Below are 18,064 nucleotides of genomic sequence, written 5' to 3' on the forward strand. Positions count from 1 at the left end.
GAAGGACGGCACCTACGAGGGCACCGGCAAGGGCATGGGCGGCGACGTGCCCGTGACGGTCACCGTCGAGGGCGGCAAGATCGCGTCCGTCGAGGTCGGTGACAACTCCGAGACGCAGGGCATCGGCACGAAGGCCATCGAGCAGCTCCCGGCCAAGATCGTCGAGGCCAACGGCGTGGAGGGCGTCGACGCCATCTCCGGCGCTACGGTGACCTCCAAGGCCATCTTCTCCGCCGTCGAGGAGGCCCTGGCGTAATCTGCACGAGGCCATAGGCCCGCCAGAAGCCTCGGTCACTGAACGCCAAGAAATGCACTTAAAAGGGCGCTCTCCCACACGGGAGGGCGCCCTTCTTCGTTGCAGTAGTTCTCAAGTCGTAGGATCCAGGCCCGTGTTAAAGAGGCAAGATTGACGTGAGGTCCCTATGGCTCGGCGTCGCCTTACATCGCCGCGCTAGTCACGTTCGGTGCTTTTAATCGCTGCCTCATACTCCTCGATGCTGTGCTTCAACATATCCTGGTTTAGCCCCTCAACATAGGTTGTTGCTATGGCCGCCATTGCGTCGACGGACTCTCGGCACCCGCCGAACACCCAGCTGCGTAGCATGCTCGCGACGCCGCCGGCCAGAAAGTTGAAGTAATACTCGCACAGTGCCTCGTTGCGGATCCTCAGCGCTGCGACCTGGGGCGAAGCGAACCGAGAGATGGCATCGAAGCTTCCCTCTCGTATGACGTCGATGATGTCAGACAAAAACGTTCCGTCACCGCTGCTTCCAATAATGACGGCGGACGCATCATCGTTGCTCGCGAAGTACGCGAAGAGGTCGCGTAGGAGGTTCCTGTAGTCTTCTCGTCCTATCTCTTCGGCATGTGTATCCACGAGTTCGCGGAACATCTGACAGATGTCGCTTTTGACCTGGCTGTACATGCCAAAGACGTCCCGGTAGTGGGCATAGAACGTCGCGCGGTTCACGTCGGCAAGCTCGGTAAGCTCCTTGACCGTGATGGCGTTGAGTGGCTTGTCATGCAGGAGCGTAACAAGCGCTGTTGCCAGGCGGTTTCTCGTGCGACGGGAGCGGCGATCCGTCTTTGCGGAGATTGTTTCGCGACGCCAGGTGGGGGAGAGGACGTCTGTCGCCCGCGCCGCGACCTCACGTGCGACTTCTGCAACGGTGGACTCGCGCGCAGAAATCTTACTGTCGATTCCCGATTGGGCGATCTTGTCATCCAGCGCACCTAACGTGATCGGATGCATTGCCATCCCTCGTTTTCCAGCCGTCTGGCCCTGGTACACCAACATAGCCGCTGTGCACCGTGCACTCCCCATGGCATCACATTATGAGGAGCTTCTGCTGATCCTAGTATATCCCATATGTGGAGAAAACAACACGTGATGGGTAACAATACTTATGTTGATTAGAATTACACCCAGCCTAGTGGACGGCAGTCTGTCGAAAGGTACCGCGCCGATGCTGAACTTCTGCAAGAGATACCTCAAGCACCGCAAGCTCGTGGTGGTGGTATTCCTCCTCATCGTGGTGTTCGCCGCGCTCCAGATCCCCAAGGTGGGCATCAACTATTCCATGGTTGACTACCTGCCGGCAACGATGGAGTCCAAGGTTGCCCTCGATGAGATGGAGGACTCGTTCGGCGGCGGCGTCCCCAATGCGCGCCTGTATGCGGAGGGCATCAGCCCTGCCCAAGCAGAGCAGCTTTCGAAAGACCTTGCCGATGTCGAGGGCGTCACCGAGGTCATGTGGCTCGGCACTCAGGCGGATACGAAGCAGCCCGATGCAGTGCTGGACAAAGAGGTTCTTGACACGTGGAAGACGGATGACGGCTATCTCTATCAGCTCACCATCGATGATGGCTCCACAATGGCCGGCGTTGACGGTGCTCGGGCGGCTGCAGAGGCCATCGGTGCCACGCAGGTCTCCATGGCGGGAGACGCCGTCGACCAGGCCTATACGCAGGAGTCGTCCGGTACCGAAATCACGTACATCATCCTTATCGCCGTTGTCGTCGTCATCATTATCCTCGAGCTCACGTCGCACTCGTGGTTCGAGCCCGTCGTGTTCCTCGTGCCCATTGGCTGCGCCATCGCGCTTAACATGGGGTCAAACATCTTCCTGGGCTCCATCTCCAACATCACGGAGATCTGTACGGCCGTTCTACAGCTGGCAGTGTCGATGGACTACTCGATTGTGCTGCTGCACACGTTCCGCGGCCTGCAGAAGGATTATCCCGATCCCGTCGACGCCATGGCGCACGCGATGGTGCAGGGCTTCACCGTCGTGTTGTCGAGCGCTGCCGTGACGTTCTTCGGCTTCCTGTCGCTGACGGTCATGCAGTTCGGGCTCGGCGTGAACATGGGTATCGTGCTGGCGAAGGGTATTCTGTTCAGCTTCATCTCCATCATGTTCTTCATGCCGTGCTTCCTGCTCATCTGCCTCAAGCCGCTCGACAAGCTTGAGCACCGCTACCTCATGCCGGAGTTTGGCAAGTTCGCCCGCGTCTGCCAGAAGATCATGACGCCGCTTGCCGTGGCCGTTATCCTCATTGCCGTGCCGTGCTACCTGGCTCAGGAGAACAACCACTTCATGTACGGCTCGAGCGACAGCGCGGCGCCGGACTCGCAGAACAAGATGGAGCTCGCGCGCATCAACGACGCGTTTGGAGCGAGCGAGAGCTGGGTCGTCATGGTGCCCGAGGGCGAATGGGCCAACGAACAGGCGCTCATCAACGACCTCGAGGCCGACCCGATCATCAGCGGCGTCACGAGCTACATCACGGTGGCGGGGCGGGCCATGCCTGTGGACGTCGTGCCTGACGACCAAAAGGATCAGGTCATATCCAATGGCCTGTCGCGCATCGTGCTGACCGTCGACGTGACAGGTGAGAACCAAGAGGCGTTTGACGCCGTAGAGCAGGTGCGCGAGCTGGCCAAGAGCTACTACGGCGATGACGCTCGTCTTGTGGGTAACATGGTGTCTACGTACGACCTCATGAACGTCGTGCACGAGGACTCGGGCCGCGTGAAGCTGGCGACGATGCTGTCCATCGGCCTCGTCCTTGCGCTGATGTTCCGCAGCCTCTCCATCCCGATCATCACGCTTGCCGCTATTGAGCTCGCCATTTGGATCAACATGGCCGTGCCGTACTTCATGGGGCAGAGCATCAACTACACGGGCTATCTCGTCATCGATGCCGTGCAGATGGGCGCTGCAGTGGACTATGCCATCATCTTCGAGCGCGAGTACTTCAACCGCCGCAAGCTGTACCTGCCCAAGGAGGCGGCGCGCTCGGCCATCAAGCACTCGGCGCTCACGATCCTGACATCGGCGCTCATCCTGACGTTTGCCGGCCTGGCCGTGAAGATGATGTCCTCCAACATGATCATCTCCCAGATCGGCGAGCTCATCTGCCGTGGCGCGTTCGTGTCCATGCTCATGATGTTCGTGTTCCTGCCGTGGCTGTTCCGCATGTTCGACGGCGTCATCCGCCACACGACGCTCAAGCTCGACTTCTACAAGGGCCCGGCGCGCTCCGAGGAGGAGGTTCACGCGCTGCTGGCGGCACAGGAGGCCGCGAAGGCGAGCGCGTCTGCTCCTTCAGAGCAGGTCACGGCTCCCGAGGCTTCCGCGTCGGCCTCCCCGGCTCCCGAAGCCCCCGCGTCCGCTGCTGCCATGCCCGCGCCGACGCAGGCTTCCACGGTGCCGCCGGAGACGAGCCACGACGGTGCTCCCTCGTCCGCCCCCGTCGCTCCCGAGTCGCAGCTGTACGTCCCGGTGCCAAATCCCTCGGCCGGAGAGCCCGCCCCTCAAGACGGGCGCGATGAGGCGATCGCCTCGCTTGCGGATCTCGATGACCTTGTGGCGCCTGTCACGAAGCCTGACATCTCGGGTAAGATTTTGAATATCGTCAAGGGGACGCTGACGGGCGACACGGAGGCGCAGGCAAAGGCCAACGGCGTGCATGTCATCCCGCGCGGTGAGGCGTCCGGCGAGATGCCCGTCGTCAGTGACGCTGGCACGAGCGTCGGTGCCATCCCTCTCGAGACGCTCGAGGAGATGACGAAGCGCGCCACGCTCGACGACATCAAGGCGTCGATCGATCGGCTCACGTCTGTCATCGCCGCGCAGCAGATCCAACAGGCCCAGCAGACGCTGCACGAGTTGCGCAAGCTGCAAGGCGAGCTTGCACAGGAGCAGGCACGCTCTCAGCAGAGCGCTCGCACCAGCGCGGAATCCACATCTCCGACCACAGAAACGCCCGCTTCGAACGACGAGGAAAGGTAGCAAACATGAACCGCACCGCAACCGATACCGAGCAGGCCTCTTCGTTCGATCAGGCATCCCCGGCTGCCGAGAGTGCCGCTGTCCTGCGCCGCGTCTCGACGCGCGGCCAGATTGTGCGTGCCATCATGGTGGGCAGCCTGTCTGCCGCGCTGGTGCTGCCCTCGATCATCGCGCCCGAAGTGGCATGGGCTTCGGCGAACACGGAGAGCTCTGCGTCGAGCTCGAGCGACACGGGTGCCAAGCACGACCCCAACGGCAAGAACGAGGTTGTCTACGCCAAGACGGACGCCTCGGGCAAGGTGGAGGGCGTCTACGTCGTCAACCAGTTCGACTCGGGCGCGCAGACGATCTCCGATCCCGCCAACTACACGAGCGTCCAAAACCTCACGACGAGTGAGACGCTCGAGCAGAAGGACGGCGTCGTCCAGGTCACGACGACGGCTGACGAGCCGTTCTACTACCAGGGCAACATGAGCACCTCCACAGAGCTGCCGTGGGACCTGAAGGTCAAGTACTACCTCGATGGTGATGAGATCGCTCCTGAGCAGCTGGCCGGCCGTTCGGGCAGCCTGCGCATGGAGGTCACGATTGACGCGCAGACCGACTCCGATGACGAGAACGTGGCGGCGTTCGCCAACAACTTCTTCGTCCAGGCGCAGGGCACGTTCGCGTCGGACAAGTTCAAGATCAAGGACTCGGGCGACGCCCTTATCGCACGCGCCGGCAACAGCACGATCGCGACGATGCTCGTGCTGCCGGGCGAGAGCAAGACATTCAACCTCTACGGCGATGCGTCGGATTTCGAGTATAGCGGCTGGCAGGTCAGCGGCATGCCCCTGTCCATGGCCATCGACGTCGCGGAGGAGGGGGGCGACGAGCTGTCAAGCCAGACGGGTGACCTCAAGAACGCGACGTCCCAGCTGGCGGACGGCTCCAAGTCGCTCAAGGAGGGCATCGACAAGCTGAACAGTGGCGCGCACGACCTGGTCGGTGGCCTGGGCACGCTGTCAGACGGCGCCGGCACACTGGCGGACGGCACGACGCAGCTCAGCGATGGCACGGCTTCGCTGCAGGACGGCGCAGACCAGCTCGTGAGCGGCTCTAACAGCCTTGCGAGCGGCGCATCTGAGCTCGCCGGCGGTGCAGGCGACCTGTCGTCGGGCGCCTCGCAGGTCAGCGGGGGAGCGTGGGATCTTTCGGCGGGTGCGGGCGACCTGTCTGACGGCGCCGCGCAGGTGAGCGGCGGTGCCGCGAGCGTGGCCGAGGGCGCGGGTACGCTCGCCGAGGGCGTCGACTCCCTGGCTGCAGGTGCGCAGACGCTGCACCAGGGCACGCAGGACCTCGCGGTGGGCGCGGGCGATCTAGCCGCCGGTGCCGATCGTGTCTATGCGGGCGCCTCCGATGTCGCGAAGGGCGCCGCAAGCCTCAACGATGGCCTGCAGACGCTCAACGGCAGCGCCACGACGCTGCGCGACGGAACGCAGCAGCTGCTGGACGGCATCGGTCAGGTGAGCGGCAATAGCGAGAGCATCATGACGGGCTGGGATCAGGTCTACTCCGGCATCGGGAGTGTGAGCGAGGGCGCCCAGGCGCTTGCCGACGGCAGCCAGCAGTACCTTGACGGCCTCATTGCGGCCCGCGACGGCCTGTTCACCGACGGCTTCGGATCGGCTGACGAGGTGTACGCCGCCTTCTCCGAGCAGATCTCGGACGCGGCGCTGAGCGTTGCGTCCTCGAGCGGCTCCGATCGCCAGGCAAACGCGGCGAACCTGATCGACATCGTCAAGCAGGCCATCCAGCTTGTCGCCAACATCGGTGCGTACCAGGCGCTCGATGAGGCCATCAACGCATATGGCCAGATAAACGATGGCGCACAGAGCCTTGCAAGCGGCGCGTCTGACCTGGCGTCAGGTGCCGAGCCGTTTGGTACGGGCCTCGACGAGTACACAAAGGCCGTCGACACGATCAACGAGTCCGCGTCGGCCCTGGGCGACGGCATGAACGAGGCCGTCGATGGCATTGCGGCGCTGAGCGAGGGTGCCCAGCAGGTGGCAGACGGTGCCCAGCAGGTGGCAGACGGCGCAGGCAGCGTGAGCTCGGGCGCATATGACCTCAAGAGCGGTTCCGATCAGCTCGTTGAGGGCGCCGGCGCAGCGGTCGACGGTGCGGGGCAGCTCAGCTCGGGCGCGCACGATCTCAAGAGCGGCGCCCAGCAGGTTGCGGACGGCGCGAGCGGCCTAAGCTCGGGCGCGAATTCGCTCAAGAGCGGTGCCGACCAGGTTGCTGGCGGCGCGGGGAGCGTCGCGGAGGGCGCGGGCTCGCTCGAGAGCGGCGCGGACACGCTCGCAGGCGGGGCAACGCAGCTCTCGAGCGGCGCAGACGAGCTCAGCACGGGCGTCGGAACGCTGGCGAGCGGCGTCGGTCAGGTGTCTGACGGCGCGACGAGCCTGAAGGAGGGCGCACAGTCGGCCGCCTCGGGCGCCAAGGACCTTGCAGATGGCATGAGCTCGGCTGCCAGTGGCGCCAACGATCTGGCAAGTGGAGCGAGCCAGCTCAACGACAGCGTGCAGGACATGGACGACCAGATCCTCGACAAGCTGCAGGAAGCTATCGACCAGAAGCTCGGCGCGGACTTCGTACAGCGCTCGTTTGTGGCGCCTGACAACTACGCCGTGAACAGCGTGCAGTTCGTCTACGTCGTCAACGGGATCGACGCCCCCGAGACAACCGAGAGCAACGACGCAGAATCTTCTGATGCGGGTACGACCACGACGAAGGCGAGCACGGCGACGGCCGCCGACAACGGCAGCGACGCGGCGAGCTCGAGCGACAGCTCCGGCAGCACAAGCTCGAGCAGCGGCTCAAAGAAGGACGCGGGCTCTTCTGCGTCCGACTCGGCCGAGGAGGATAAGACGTTCATCGACCGTCTGCTCGATCTGTTCAGGTAGGAGTCGCAGCTATTTTATGGCGAAGCTGTGATGCGTACGGTAATGTATAGCGAGGCCTTGCCAACAACAGCAAGCCTGCTATTATAAATACCCGCACGCGCAAGCGAGCGAAATTGCGGGGTGGAGCAGTCTGGTAGCTCGCCGGGCTCATAACCCGGAGGTCGTCAGTTCAAATCTGGCCCCCGCGACCAGCGAAATCACAGGTCAGAGGCTTTCAGCTTCTGGCCTGTTTTCGTATAGATGCCAATCTCGTCCCTATGCAAGCGAGGTATCCATGGCTATTCACAAGCATAAGCACGCGACACAGCAGCCCGCACCTTTTGGCCCGGCTGCCGTGGCACCCAACCCCGTGGGTCAGCGCTTTGAGCCGTCGGCCGCCTATGCCGGCGCATACGGCGCGCAGCAGCCTCCCGCCTCGGCTCCCCGACGCAAGGGCGTGCGCCCGCTACTTGTCATTCTCATCGCGCTTCTGACGCTCGTGCTCGGCGCTGTGCTCGGCATGGTATTTCTTGGCAACCTCATCCCCTGGCCGCAGCAGCCCATAGCGTCCACGATCACGGAGAGTCAACTTGATGAGCCCGTGGGCAGCTACACGTATGAGGGTGAGCGCTTCGAGATCACGGCGCGCCAGGCCATCGAGGATTCCGTGAGTTTGAGCTCTGTTCGTAACGATGACGGCACGTACAAGGCTCCGACGGCTGACATGATCATGTCATATGCGCGCAACCGTATCCTTGCTGACAAGGTGGCTGAGGCGGGAATCGTTGTTTCCGACGACGAGCTCAACGACTACCTGCAGCAGCTGTCCGGCACGACGGATCTCGCTACGATCGCCAACACGTACGGCATGGACGTTGATCAGGCGCGGACGATTCTGACGGAGGCCGCCGGCGTCAAGGCATTGCGCGACCAGGTCATCGGCGAGGTTCCCGCAGCGCCCCAGGCCCCGCAGGCCCCCGAGAACGGTGATACTGAGACGGCGAACGCCGACTATGCCACGTACATCATCGCTCTGCTCGGCGATGCCTGGGACAGCGCGCACGGGACGTGGGCAAACCAGGACAACGTGTTCTATGCCGTGCTCAAGGACGCCACGTTCTCGGCTGACTCGGCAAACTACGAGGCTGCCCAGCTGGCTTACTACGTCGCCTACCAGCAGTACCAGTCCACAACGACGACGGTGAGCTCGCAGTGGACCGACTACGTCAACCAGTTCATGGTCAACGGTGCCGTGACGGTCAACACGCTGCTGTCGTAGGGCGCCTGTCGTCATGGGCACCTCAAAACCTACGGCCCTCTCCGAGCAAGACGCAGATCGCGCCTCTCGCGCGTTGGCAGCGCTGCGTGCGCTTCCCGACGGCGCGCCTGTCGTTGTGAGTGCCTGCCTACTCGGCGTGCCCTGCCGCTACGATGGCAGCGCGCGCCCTAACGACTGCGTCCGTGCCCTAACGGAGCGCTTGCATGTTGTGCGCGTCTGTCCCGAGAGGGCGAGTGGCCTGCCCGTGCCCCGCCCTCCTGCCGAGGCACAGCCCACCACGGGTCGCATTATCCTGCGCGATGGCTCCGACGTCACGGCCGCCTTTGAGCGCGGGGCGCAGCTCATGGCGGACGTTGCGTCTATCAGCGGCGCAAGGGTGGCCATCCTCAAGGCGCACAGCCCTTCGTGTGGCGTCGCCTGCGTCTATGACGGCACATTCACGAGAACGCTGCGTCCCGGCTTCGGTGTGCTCGCACAGCGCCTGCTCGATGCTGGCATGCTCCTCGTGGACGAACACGAGCTCGCGACGGCGCTTTCCTTGGAGCCTGCGGGGGAGTAGCAGGGCGTCCTTACACTCCCTTGACGTGCGCCTTGCAGGCGTGCGACATCGCGGCGCTAGGCTGTCTTCCAAGATCGCATACGTGGGCCTCGATGTCCCGCGCGTGCTCAGAGCCCCGTCTTGGGAGGAAGCCTTGAGTTCAGTTGCTGCGAGCGTTGCCGTTGCCGGCGAAAAGGTCAACGTCATGGAGGGCGCGTACAGCGTCGCCGGTGCCGTCAAGCCGAAGGTCGCCGTCAAGGACCTCGACCTGTACTATGGCGACTTCCAGGCGCTCAAGAAGGTGAACATCGACATCCTCGAGAACGAGGTCACGGCGTTCATCGGCCCGTCCGGCTGCGGCAAGTCAACGTTTCTGCGCTGCCTCAACCGCATGAACGACCTCATCAAGGGCTGTCGCATCGACGGCAAGATCACGATTTCGGGAGACGACGTCTACCAAGACATGGATCCCTATGCCCTGCGTCGCCGCGTCGGCATGGTGTTCCAGCGCCCCAACCCATTCCCGATGAGCATCTATGACAACATCGCCTATGCGCCGCGTGCTCATGGCATCAAGAAGCGTGCCGACCTCGACCGCGTCGTTGAGGAGTCCCTGCGCGCCGCCGCTATCTGGGACGAGGTCAAGGACCGCCTGCACAAGAGCGCTCTGGGCCTGTCCGGAGGCCAGCAGCAGCGCCTGTGCATCGCCCGCGCCCTTGCTGTCAAGCCCGAGGTTCTGCTCATGGACGAGCCTACCTCGGCGCTCGACCCCATTTCGACGAAGATGGTCGAGGAGTTGACGTGCGAGCTCAAGAAGGACCGCACCGTCATTATCGTCACGCACAACATGCAGCAGGCCACGCGCGTTGCCGACAAGACGGCGTTCTTCCTGCTCGGCGAGATGGTCGAGTTCGGCGCCACGTCGCAGATCTTTGGCGATCCGCGTGACCAGCGTACGAGCGATTACATCAACGGCCGCTTCAGCTAAGATAGCCGGATACGGGCCATCGGCGTTGAGGGGCTGAAGCGCATGATCTATTACGTTGAGGATGAGCGCAACATCCGCGAGCTTACGGTGTATACGCTCATGCAGTCGGGCCTTGAGGTCGAGGGCTTCGGCACCGATGCTGAGTTCCGCGCAGCGTGCGAGCGCCGCCTGCCCGACGCCATCCTGCTGGATATCATGCTGCCAGATGCCGATGGCCTGCAAATTCTCAAGCGCCTGCGTGCCAATCCCTCGACGGCGGACATCCCCGTCATGATGGTGACGGCCAAAGACACAGAGTTCGACACCGTCGTGGCGCTTGACGGCGGGGCGGACGACTACCTTTCCAAGCCGTTCGGCATGATGGAGCTCGTGAGCCGCTGCCGCGCTTTGCTGCGCCGCGCCCGGCGCCTCGCTCCGGCCGATGACACGCTTACGGTGGGCGACCTCGCACTGTCGCCCTCGCGCCACGAAGTCAGCCTGGACGGAGCTCCCGTTTCGCTGACGCTGCGCGAGTTCGACTTGCTGGCTTACCTCATGGCGCATCCCGGCATCGTGTGCACGCGCGACAGCCTGCTCAAACAGGTGTGGGGCTGGGACTTCGACGGCGGAAGCCGCACGGTCGACGTCCACGTGCAGACGTTGCGCAGCAAGCTCGAGGGGTCGAGCGCTGCCATAGAGACTGTCCGCGGCGTGGGCTATCGCCTGCGTGGCTAGAGCTGGCAGCTCATCCTCATGGCCGCAGCAACGTTGCAAGGGCGCGAGGCCCTCATGACGTCACCCCAGGAAGCCCCTGCTCAGGCGGATGCTCCTGTCCAGGCGAACGATCCATCGCCAGTTGCGGCGCACCCCTCCATGCGGCGCAAACTGTTCTGGGCGCTGTTCACGATGGGCGCTCTCATTCTCGTTGCGTGCGTTGTCGCGTCTGCCCTGCTCATGCAGCGCTCCATCATCGACGCGAGCGAGAAAGAACTCGTGCAGGAGTGCGCTGCCATCGCGGCGGTGCTCGACGCGAGCAACGACCCCGTGGGACTGGCCGTGTCGCTGGCCGACGAGGGCGATGCGGTCGCGGACACGCGCCTGACGCTCATCGATCCCGACGGAACGGTCGTGTTCGACAGCGTCCAAGACGCTTCGCTGCTCGGGAACCACGCCGACCGCCCCGAGGTTCGCGCCGCGCTCGAAGGAGGCAGTGGCTCGGCCGTGCGCAGCAGCTCCACGCTGTCGCAGGTGTTGCTCTATGGCGCCCAGAGGCTCGAGAGTGGGCAGGTGCTGCGTCTGTCGCTCACACGAAGCGGCGCGCTCGGCGCTCTGGCAAACCTGCTGCCAGCCGCCGTGCTCATCCTCATCGCACTCGTCGCGCTGTGCTACGCGGTCTCCAACGCGCTGGCACGCCGACTCGTTGCCCCGCTCGACACCGTCGATCCCTCGCATCCGCTCGAGCACGGCGAGGACGCGTACGTCGAGCTTTTGCCCCTGTTGCGTCGCATGGACGAGCAGCGCCGCCAGATCGACGAGCAGGTCCTGCGTCTTTCGGACAACGATCGCATGCGCGTTGAGTTTACGGCGAATGTGACACACGAGCTCAAGACTCCGCTGACGTCGATATCAGGGTATGCCGAGCTCATTGAGACTGGCCTGGCGGCTCCGGCGGACGTGCCCGAGTTCGCACGTCGCATCCACGAGGAGGCCCAACACCTCACGTCGCTTGTCAACGACATCCTCACACTGTCGAAGATGGACGAGGCCGAGCGCGTTGACGGCGCCCTGGGCACATGCGAGCCTGTCGATCTCGCCCAGGTCGCACAGAGCGTCGTGGGGCGTCTGACATCTCGCGCGGCAGATGCCGACGTCACGTTCGAGCTTGTGGGTGCGGATCGGCCCGTCAATGCGCTCGGCATGCCCAAGCTCATCGACCAGATCATCTACAACCTGTGCGACAACGCGACGCGCTACAACCGGCCGGGCGGCGTCATCACCGTGACGACGGGCGTGGCGCAGGATGACCGCCCGTATGTGAGCGTCGCTGACACGGGTATCGGCATTGCTCCAGAGAATCTCGAGAAAGTGTTTGCCCGCTTCTATCGCGTCGACGCGAGCCGCTCGCGCCAGACAGGGGGTACGGGCCTTGGCCTGGCCATCGTCAAGCACGCAGCGCGCTGCCACGACGCGCGACTCGACATTTCGAGCGAGCTTGGCACCGGCACGACAATCACAGTGAGCTTCCACGGCGCCAAGGACACGGCGTGGCTCAAGAACGTGGGCTCAGACGGTGAAGGCGGTTATTTTGGGACGACGGAGCTCGGAGGCGCCGGTCTGTAGGCGGCGCCTCCGAGCGCGATGCTATGCCTGCAGAGCCTCTTCCCAGGCCTCCTCGGGGAACGGTATGCCCGCTCCCTCGCACATGGCCTTGAGCAGCAGCTTGATCAGACGCTCGCGCGACACCTGCTCGCCCGACTGCACCCATGCGACATACGTTGACATCATGCCGCCGGCACAGAAGTCGGCATAGAGGTCGCGCAGGTCGGGGTCGAGTGACGTTCGGCTTGCCAGTACGTCGAGGATGGCCTGCTTAAGGATGGCCTTCTCGTCGTTGAGCAAGAACGAGTAGGATGGCGTGAGCGCGATGCGACGGTGCAGGTCGGCGTCCTGATCGACGACGGCATTGAGCAGCGTCGTCATACGCTGTACGGGCGGAACGGGGCTGTCCTCTATGATCTCGTGCGTCAGACCGAGCAGTCGTTCCGCCCTCTCGTGCTCCATGGCGCGCACGAGGGCGTCTTTTGAGGGATAGTGCAGGTAGAACGTCTTACGGTCAACGCCGGCACGCTGGGCGATCTGCGTGACCGTGATGTCGTCGTAGTCCTGCTCGCGCATGAGCTCGCCCATGGCCTGGGTGATGGCCGCCCGCGTGCGCTCGATACGCCTGTCAATCTTCCTCGCCGTCATGGCCTCGACCTTCGACTGTGCCCCGACCGCTTGCGCCCATCCGTGCAGACGCGTACCTCGAGGCTCCCATTATGTTTGCCAGTTTAAACCAAATTGGAAGCGGGCAACGCGCCAACCTGATTAAGAACGTTCTCATCTGTGGCATAATAACACCTCGATTGGGTATAACTCATCAAGTGAGATATATCTACTCGTCGAAATGAGGGGCATGACATGAGCTTCACAGATCAGATAAAGGGACAGGTTGCCGGATTTGGCATGGATCGGGCTCTCGGCTATCTCAAGAAGGACCCTGAACGCAACATCCCGCGCCTCATGGAGTTTGTCGATCGCTTCTGCCCCGAGGACCTTTTCGTTGAGCAGCGTTATGCCGTGCGTCGCTCCATTGCAAATCGTGACAACTGGTACGACCTCATCATGCGGCTCTACGAGCTCGACCCCCACGTGCGTGACACGTTCTTCCGCACGTTTCTCGTCAATGCCAACTTCGTGGGCTGGCCCCAACAGGAGCGCATGCGTCAGGAGCATGGCTGCAACATTCCCTGGGCTGTGCTGCTCGATCCCACGAGCGCCTGCAACCTGCGATGCACCGGCTGCTGGGCGGCGGAATACGGCCATCGTCTGTCGCTGGATATCGAGACGATTGACGATATCATCAGGCAGGGAGAGGAGCTGGGTTGCTACTTCTACATCTACACGGGAGGCGAGCCGCTCGTGCGCAAGGGCGACCTCATGGAGCTCTGCGAACGCCATCCCGAAGCAAGCTTCATGTGCTTCACAAACGGCACGCTTATCGACGAGGCGTTCTGCGAGCGCTTGCTTGCGGTGGGTAACTTCATCCCCGTGCTGTCCGTCGAGGGGGATCGCGACGCTACGGACGCACGACGCGGGACGGGGACGTACGACAAGGTAGTGCGTGCGATGGGACTGCTGCGCGAGGCCCGTCTACCGTTTGGCATCTCGGCGTGCGTGACGAGCGCCAACGAGGAGGCCATCTGCTCGGAGGACTACTTCCGGCAGATGATCGATTGGGGAGCGCTGTTTTGCTGGTTCTTTACGTTCATGCCCGTGGGCGTTGGCGCGACGGCCGAACTCGTGCCCAGCGCTGCCCAGCGCGAGCACATGTTCCGATTCATCCGGGGCCAGCGCACGAAGCTGCCGCTGTTCACGATGGACTTCTGGGGCGACAGCGAGTATGTGGGTGGTTGCATAGCAGGTGGTCGACGCTACCTACACATCAACGCGGCGGGCGATGTCGAACCCTGCGTGTTCGCGCACTACTCAAACGCCAACATCCATGACACGACGCTGCTCGATGCGTTGCGCTCGCCGCTGTTCATGGCATATCACGACGGCCAGCCATTCAACGAGAACCTGCTGAAGCCCTGCCCCATTCTGGACAACCCGGGCAGGCTCGCGACTATGGTAGACGCCGCGGGCGCCCGCTCGACGGATCTCGAGACACCTGAGGACGCACGTGCGCTGTGCGACAAGTGCGTGCAGGAGGCTCTTGAGTGGGCACCCGTGGCCGATGAGCTCTGGAAGGCGTGCAAGGTCGAGAAGCAGGCTCGTGTCGAGCGCCGTGCCCGCGACCTCGCCGCCATGTATGCCGCCCGGGAAAAGTAGGGGGAGAGCTCCGCTCTGCTCTCGCCGCCAACCCTAGTGGTTTTCGAGCGAGCGGACAACCTTACCAAGAAGCTCGCGAATGGGGAGGTGCTGAGGGCACTCCTGCTCGCATGCTCCGCACTTCACGCAGGCCGATGCTGGTGCATGTGCCTCGGCAAGCTCCCGGTACTGCGCGCGCTGCGGAGCGTGGGCACGGTCAGCTTCGGTGAGGCTTGCGTTGTAGAGCGCGAAGACATCTGGGATTGCGATGCCCTCGGGGCAACCTTCCTCGCAGTAACGGCAGGTCGTGCAGGGGATGGTGCTCGAGCGCTTGATGATGTCCGCCGCCTGGCGCACGACGGCAAGCTCCGCGTCGCCGAGCGGCTCGAACGCGGCTCCGAGCTCAGAAGAGCCTCCGAACGTCGCGAGGTTGTCGGCGAGTTGTGCCTCGCTCGACATGCCAGACAGCACGCACATGACTCCCGGCTGGCTTGCGGCAAAGCGGAGTGCCCACGAGGCGGGCGTTGAGCCGGGGCGGGCCTGCTCGAACAGCTCTGTAACGGAGGCGGGGACGTTTGCGAGCGCGCCACCCTTGACGGGTTCCATGACGACGACGGGCACACCGTGCGCGCGGGCGACGTCATAGCAGCGGCCCGACGCGATGCCCGGGTCATCCCAGTCAAGATAATTGAGCTGCAGCTGCACGAAGTCGACGTCGGGGTGGACGGTCAGGATCTCGTCGAGCAGCTCTGGGCCGTCGTGGAAAGAGAAGCCGAGGTGGGTAATCTTTCCCTCGTCGCGCAGCTTCCGGCAGAAGCCGAACGTGTCGAAAGAGCGCACCTTGTCCCAGTTGTTGCCGTTCACGTTGTGCAGCAGGTAGAAATCGAAGAAGTCGACGCCGCACTTTTCGAGCTGCTCAGCAAAGATGCGGGGCATGTCGGCGGCTTCCTGCATCGCGTTGCACGGCATCTTTGTGGCGAGCGTGAACGAGGGGCGCGAATGACGTCGCACGAGGGCGTCTCGCACAAACGTTTCGCTTGTGTGCTGGTGGTACATCCACGCGGTGTCGAAGTACGTGCCGCCCGCTGCGATGAACGCGTCGACCATGCGCTCGAATTGCGCGACGTCGACGCTCGTGGGATCGTCTGGTGCGAGCAGCGGCAGGCGCATACAGCCAAAGCCGAGCTTGAGCGCAGGGGCGAATGCGGGCGTGGGGCTTGCTTCCATGGTGGTCCTCTCCCTGAAGCGATGCACGGGCGTGTGCGGCGCGGCGAAATGGTCCGCATTCAGTATCCCACCGGGTGCGTAGGGGAGGTCGTCGCGATGGCTCGTCGACAGATTCAGCGAACTCGTGGAGCTCTGCTGCACAGGGGCACAGGCTACAAAGCAAAAAGTCTAAACAAGTTGACCGATGGGTATTTCGACCTTCCGCGTACGGGGAATACTAGAAATTAAGGTTGTGCGGTGGCTTTTGGCGAATGTCGGCGCGCTACCTGTTCGTGATCGATAAGAGAGGGCGGAGGGATCCCATGCCAAAGAAGGTGTTCAAGGCTCTGCTCGGTGCGCTTACTGTCTACGGTGTTGTGTGCGTTGTCGTGTCCATCGTTGGAACGGTGAATCTGCTGTCGCCTAACGCCGCAACTGAGCTTGCGGCCCGGGGAACGACGGTGTACCAAGGCATCCTTGCGGCGGTCTCGCTTGAGATCGGCGGCCTCGTGACGATCGTGCTGTCTATGCTGGGCCTTGCAGGCAACTTTGCGTTGACGAAGACGAGGCTGTATCGCTTTGTGCTCGCGTTGCTTTCCGTTGTGAACGTCGCGGCGTTCATTGCGTGCATCGTGGGACGGGCCCACATCGCCTGGGCTCTGTTCTTGGCGCTCGGCGCCGTCGGTGTGTGCGTGCTGTGCTTCAAGATGGTGGCTGATGAAAAGAAGGCGGCGCAAGCTGCCAAGCAGGTGGAGGCTGCGCGCAAGCAGGCTGAGGTCGCGCGTCGCGAGCAAGCCGCCGCAGCCGCTGTTGCCGCGGCCCAGTCGACGAAGCCGGCCGAAGGAGGCCCCGCATCGCGGTAGCGCGGCGGTTGGGTGTGGCATTGGCGCCGAGAGCGGGCGTCCGATGTCGCGTCGTGCCTGGGGCGGCGGTGTGGTGGTTCACGGACGGTCGACAGTGGTGCCAGTTTAGAAACAACCTGGCTGCTAGACTCTGCCGTCGAAACGATACGCCACAGAGCTGCCGATTGCCGCATTGCGCGACTGGCGGCTTGTTCGCCTTGAAAGGGGCTTTCCATGGCTCTTGCTCCTCACGTTATTTCTGCTGGCAACGAGGACGGCATCCTGCTGGTCATCCACGGAGGTGCCGGTAAGCGCGTCCACGACATGACGCCTGAGCAGCAGGCCGAGACCGACGCTGCCCTGCAGCAGGCTCTTGCTGCCGGCTATGCGAAGCTCGAGGCTGGCGAGCCTGCCGAGGAGGCTGTCATCGCGGCCATCCACGTGATGGAGGACGCTCCGTGCTTCAATGCCGGACGAGGCGTGGCGCTGACGCTTGAGGGCCGTGCCGAGATGGACGCCTGCCTCATGCGTGGCGACGGCTCGACGGGCGCAGCATGCGGCATGACGACGGCCGAGCACCCCATCGACGTGGCGCGTGCCGTCATGGACAAGACGCCTCACGTGCTGTTTGCCGAGCCGACGTCCGAGCAGCTGGACGCATGGGGTATTGAGCAGGTTCCCAACGAGTATTTCATCACGCAGCGTCGTCAGGAGGCTCTGGCGGAGTTCAAGGCCAGGCAGGCTGCCGGTGACCCTGCTCCTGAGGCCGATCCGCGCCACGGTACAATCGGGGCGGTGGCGCGCGACGTCAACGGTGTCATTGCGGCAGGCACGTCGACGGGTGGCATCACAGGCCAGATGCCCGGGCGCATCGGCGACTCGCCCCTCTGTGGCGCGGGAACGTATTGCAACCAGGGGAGCGTGGCCGTTAGCTGCACTGGCACGGGGGAGAAGTTCATCCAGGAGGTCGCTGCCTACCAGGTGCATGCGCGCGTTTCCATGGCAGGCGAGGGCCTGGAGCAGGCGGCCTGTGCTGTGCTCGAAGCCGTCGAAGATCGTGGCGGCGATGGAGGCATCATTGTTGTGCCGGCCCACGGCTGTGGCGTTGTCGCATTTAATGAGGGTGCTCAGATGAATTATGGCTATGCGTTTGGTGACACCCGCGTCACTCATGAGTAGCCTCCGGTTCTTATTTATTACTCCCGAGTGATAAGGGGCACCCGAAGGCGAGGCCGTGATCCTGACATGGATCGCGGCCTCGTTGCGTTCGCTCGCAGAGAAGGATGAGAATCTATTTGTGTTGTAATTATGGTCTCGCCCCTCCCCCTTGCGCGGGGGGAGCGCCCTCCGGTATATTACCTCCTCGCGCAACGGCGGGGCCCACGGGCACCGCGGGGCGCGGCGAACCTTGAGAGCCGGATACTGCGAGAGCAGAAGG

General features: G+C 63.4%; 14 protein-coding genes and 1 tRNA gene. 12 read left to right on the top strand and 3 right to left on the bottom strand.

Going from position 1 to position 18,064, the window contains the following annotated elements; genetic code table 11:
• Positions 1 to 256: FMN-binding protein (locus KHZ24_11540; protein MBS5451819.1), on the top strand; the 256-nt coding region annotated here is incomplete at its 5' end.
• Between the two features lie 195 nt (positions 257 to 451).
• Here KHZ24_11540 and KHZ24_11545 read toward each other — a convergent pair.
• On the bottom strand, positions 452 to 1,297 hold the full coding sequence (locus KHZ24_11545; GenBank protein ID MBS5451820.1) for a TetR/AcrR family transcriptional regulator C-terminal domain-containing protein: 846 nt from the start codon (positions 1,295 to 1,297) through the stop codon (positions 452 to 454).
• 169 nt (positions 1,298 to 1,466) lie between these two features.
• On the opposite strand from KHZ24_11545, the gene KHZ24_11550 reads away from it, so the two are divergent.
• From KHZ24_11550 to KHZ24_11585, 8 genes are all read left to right on the top strand, one after another.
• Positions 1,467 to 4,295: an MMPL family transporter gene (locus tag KHZ24_11550; GenBank protein MBS5451821.1), complete on the top strand. Its 2,829-nt coding sequence runs from the start codon at positions 1,467 to 1,469 to the stop codon at positions 4,293 to 4,295.
• A 5-nt stretch (positions 4,296 to 4,300) separates the two neighbouring features.
• Positions 4,301 to 7,243, top strand: a complete 2,943-nt coding sequence (locus tag KHZ24_11555; protein ID MBS5451822.1) for a hypothetical protein — start codon at positions 4,301 to 4,303, stop codon at positions 7,241 to 7,243.
• 114 nt (positions 7,244 to 7,357) lie between these two features.
• Positions 7,358 to 7,434, top strand: a tRNA-Met gene (locus KHZ24_11560).
• An 83-nt stretch (positions 7,435 to 7,517) separates the two neighbouring features.
• On the top strand, positions 7,518 to 8,501 hold the full coding sequence (locus tag KHZ24_11565) for a hypothetical protein (protein ID MBS5451823.1): 984 nt from the start codon (positions 7,518 to 7,520) through the stop codon (positions 8,499 to 8,501).
• 13 nt (positions 8,502 to 8,514) lie between these two features.
• A complete protein-coding gene (locus KHZ24_11570) occupies positions 8,515 to 9,060 on the top strand; it encodes a DUF523 domain-containing protein (protein ID MBS5451824.1) in 546 nt (181 codons plus the stop codon).
• 184 nt (positions 9,061 to 9,244) lie between these two features.
• Positions 9,245 to 10,027 carry a phosphate ABC transporter ATP-binding protein gene (pstB, locus tag KHZ24_11575; protein ID MBS5451825.1) on the top strand — a complete coding sequence of 261 codons (783 nt, stop codon included), beginning with the start codon at positions 9,245 to 9,247 and terminating at the stop codon, positions 10,025 to 10,027.
• Between the two features lie 42 nt (positions 10,028 to 10,069).
• Complete coding sequence (locus KHZ24_11580; protein MBS5451826.1) at positions 10,070 to 10,741, top strand: response regulator transcription factor; 672 nt, start codon at positions 10,070 to 10,072, stop codon at positions 10,739 to 10,741.
• Between the two features lie 171 nt (positions 10,742 to 10,912).
• On the top strand, positions 10,913 to 12,346 hold the full coding sequence (locus KHZ24_11585; GenBank protein MBS5451827.1) for a two-component sensor histidine kinase: 1,434 nt from the start codon (positions 10,913 to 10,915) through the stop codon (positions 12,344 to 12,346).
• Between the two features lie 21 nt (positions 12,347 to 12,367).
• On the opposite strand, the gene KHZ24_11590 is transcribed toward KHZ24_11585, so the two are convergent.
• Complete coding sequence (locus KHZ24_11590) at positions 12,368 to 12,973, bottom strand: TetR/AcrR family transcriptional regulator (GenBank protein ID MBS5451828.1); 606 nt, start codon at positions 12,971 to 12,973, stop codon at positions 12,368 to 12,370.
• A 213-nt stretch (positions 12,974 to 13,186) separates the two neighbouring features.
• On the opposite strand from KHZ24_11590, the gene KHZ24_11595 reads away from it, so the two are divergent.
• Complete coding sequence (locus KHZ24_11595) at positions 13,187 to 14,599, top strand: radical SAM protein (protein MBS5451829.1); 1,413 nt, start codon at positions 13,187 to 13,189, stop codon at positions 14,597 to 14,599.
• A 33-nt stretch (positions 14,600 to 14,632) separates the two neighbouring features.
• On the opposite strand, the gene KHZ24_11600 is transcribed toward KHZ24_11595, so the two are convergent.
• Positions 14,633 to 15,805, bottom strand: a complete 1,173-nt coding sequence (locus KHZ24_11600; GenBank protein ID MBS5451830.1) for an aldo/keto reductase — start codon at positions 15,803 to 15,805, stop codon at positions 14,633 to 14,635.
• Positions 15,806 to 16,107: 302 nt separating this feature from the next.
• Here KHZ24_11600 and KHZ24_11605 point away from each other — a divergent pair, with 302 nt between their 5' ends.
• Both KHZ24_11605 and KHZ24_11610 read left to right on the top strand, forming a co-directional pair.
• A complete protein-coding gene (locus KHZ24_11605; GenBank protein MBS5451831.1) occupies positions 16,108 to 16,647 on the top strand; it encodes a hypothetical protein in 540 nt (179 codons plus the stop codon).
• Positions 16,648 to 16,860: 213 nt separating this feature from the next.
• Positions 16,861 to 17,805 (top strand): isoaspartyl peptidase/L-asparaginase, encoded by a 945-nt coding sequence (locus KHZ24_11610; protein ID MBS5451832.1) that lies wholly within the window; start codon positions 16,861 to 16,863, stop codon positions 17,803 to 17,805.
• The last annotated feature ends 259 nt before the right edge of the window (positions 17,806 to 18,064 follow it).

Source organism: Coriobacteriia bacterium, assembly GCA_018368455.1.
Classification (GTDB): Bacteria; Actinomycetota; Coriobacteriia; order Coriobacteriales; family UMGS124; genus JAGZEG01.

Bases quoted from the DNA above. Each gene is read 5' to 3' on its own strand.
- KHZ24_11545 (MBS5451820.1), bottom strand. From the start codon at position 1,297: ATGTTGGTGTACCAGGGCCAGACGGCTGGAAAACGAGGGATGGCAATG.
- KHZ24_11550 (MBS5451821.1), top strand. From the start codon at position 1,467: ATGCTGAACTTCTGCAAGAGATACCTCAAGCACCGCAAGCTCGTGGTG.
- KHZ24_11555 (MBS5451822.1), top strand. From the start codon at position 4,301: ATGAACCGCACCGCAACCGATACCGAGCAGGCCTCTTCGTTCGATCAG.
- KHZ24_11565 (MBS5451823.1), top strand. From the start codon at position 7,518: ATGGCTATTCACAAGCATAAGCACGCGACACAGCAGCCCGCACCTTTT.
- KHZ24_11570 (MBS5451824.1), top strand. From the start codon at position 8,515: ATGGGCACCTCAAAACCTACGGCCCTCTCCGAGCAAGACGCAGATCGC.
- pstB (MBS5451825.1), top strand. From the start codon at position 9,245: ATGGAGGGCGCGTACAGCGTCGCCGGTGCCGTCAAGCCGAAGGTCGCC.
- KHZ24_11580 (MBS5451826.1), top strand. From the start codon at position 10,070: ATGATCTATTACGTTGAGGATGAGCGCAACATCCGCGAGCTTACGGTG.
- KHZ24_11585 (MBS5451827.1), top strand. From the start codon at position 10,913: ATGGGCGCTCTCATTCTCGTTGCGTGCGTTGTCGCGTCTGCCCTGCTC.
- KHZ24_11590 (MBS5451828.1), bottom strand. From the start codon at position 12,973: ATGACGGCGAGGAAGATTGACAGGCGTATCGAGCGCACGCGGGCGGCC.
- KHZ24_11595 (MBS5451829.1), top strand. From the start codon at position 13,187: ATGAGCTTCACAGATCAGATAAAGGGACAGGTTGCCGGATTTGGCATG.
- KHZ24_11600 (MBS5451830.1), bottom strand. From the start codon at position 15,805: ATGGAAGCAAGCCCCACGCCCGCATTCGCCCCTGCGCTCAAGCTCGGC.
- KHZ24_11605 (MBS5451831.1), top strand. From the start codon at position 16,108: ATGCCAAAGAAGGTGTTCAAGGCTCTGCTCGGTGCGCTTACTGTCTAC.
- KHZ24_11610 (MBS5451832.1), top strand. From the start codon at position 16,861: ATGGCTCTTGCTCCTCACGTTATTTCTGCTGGCAACGAGGACGGCATC.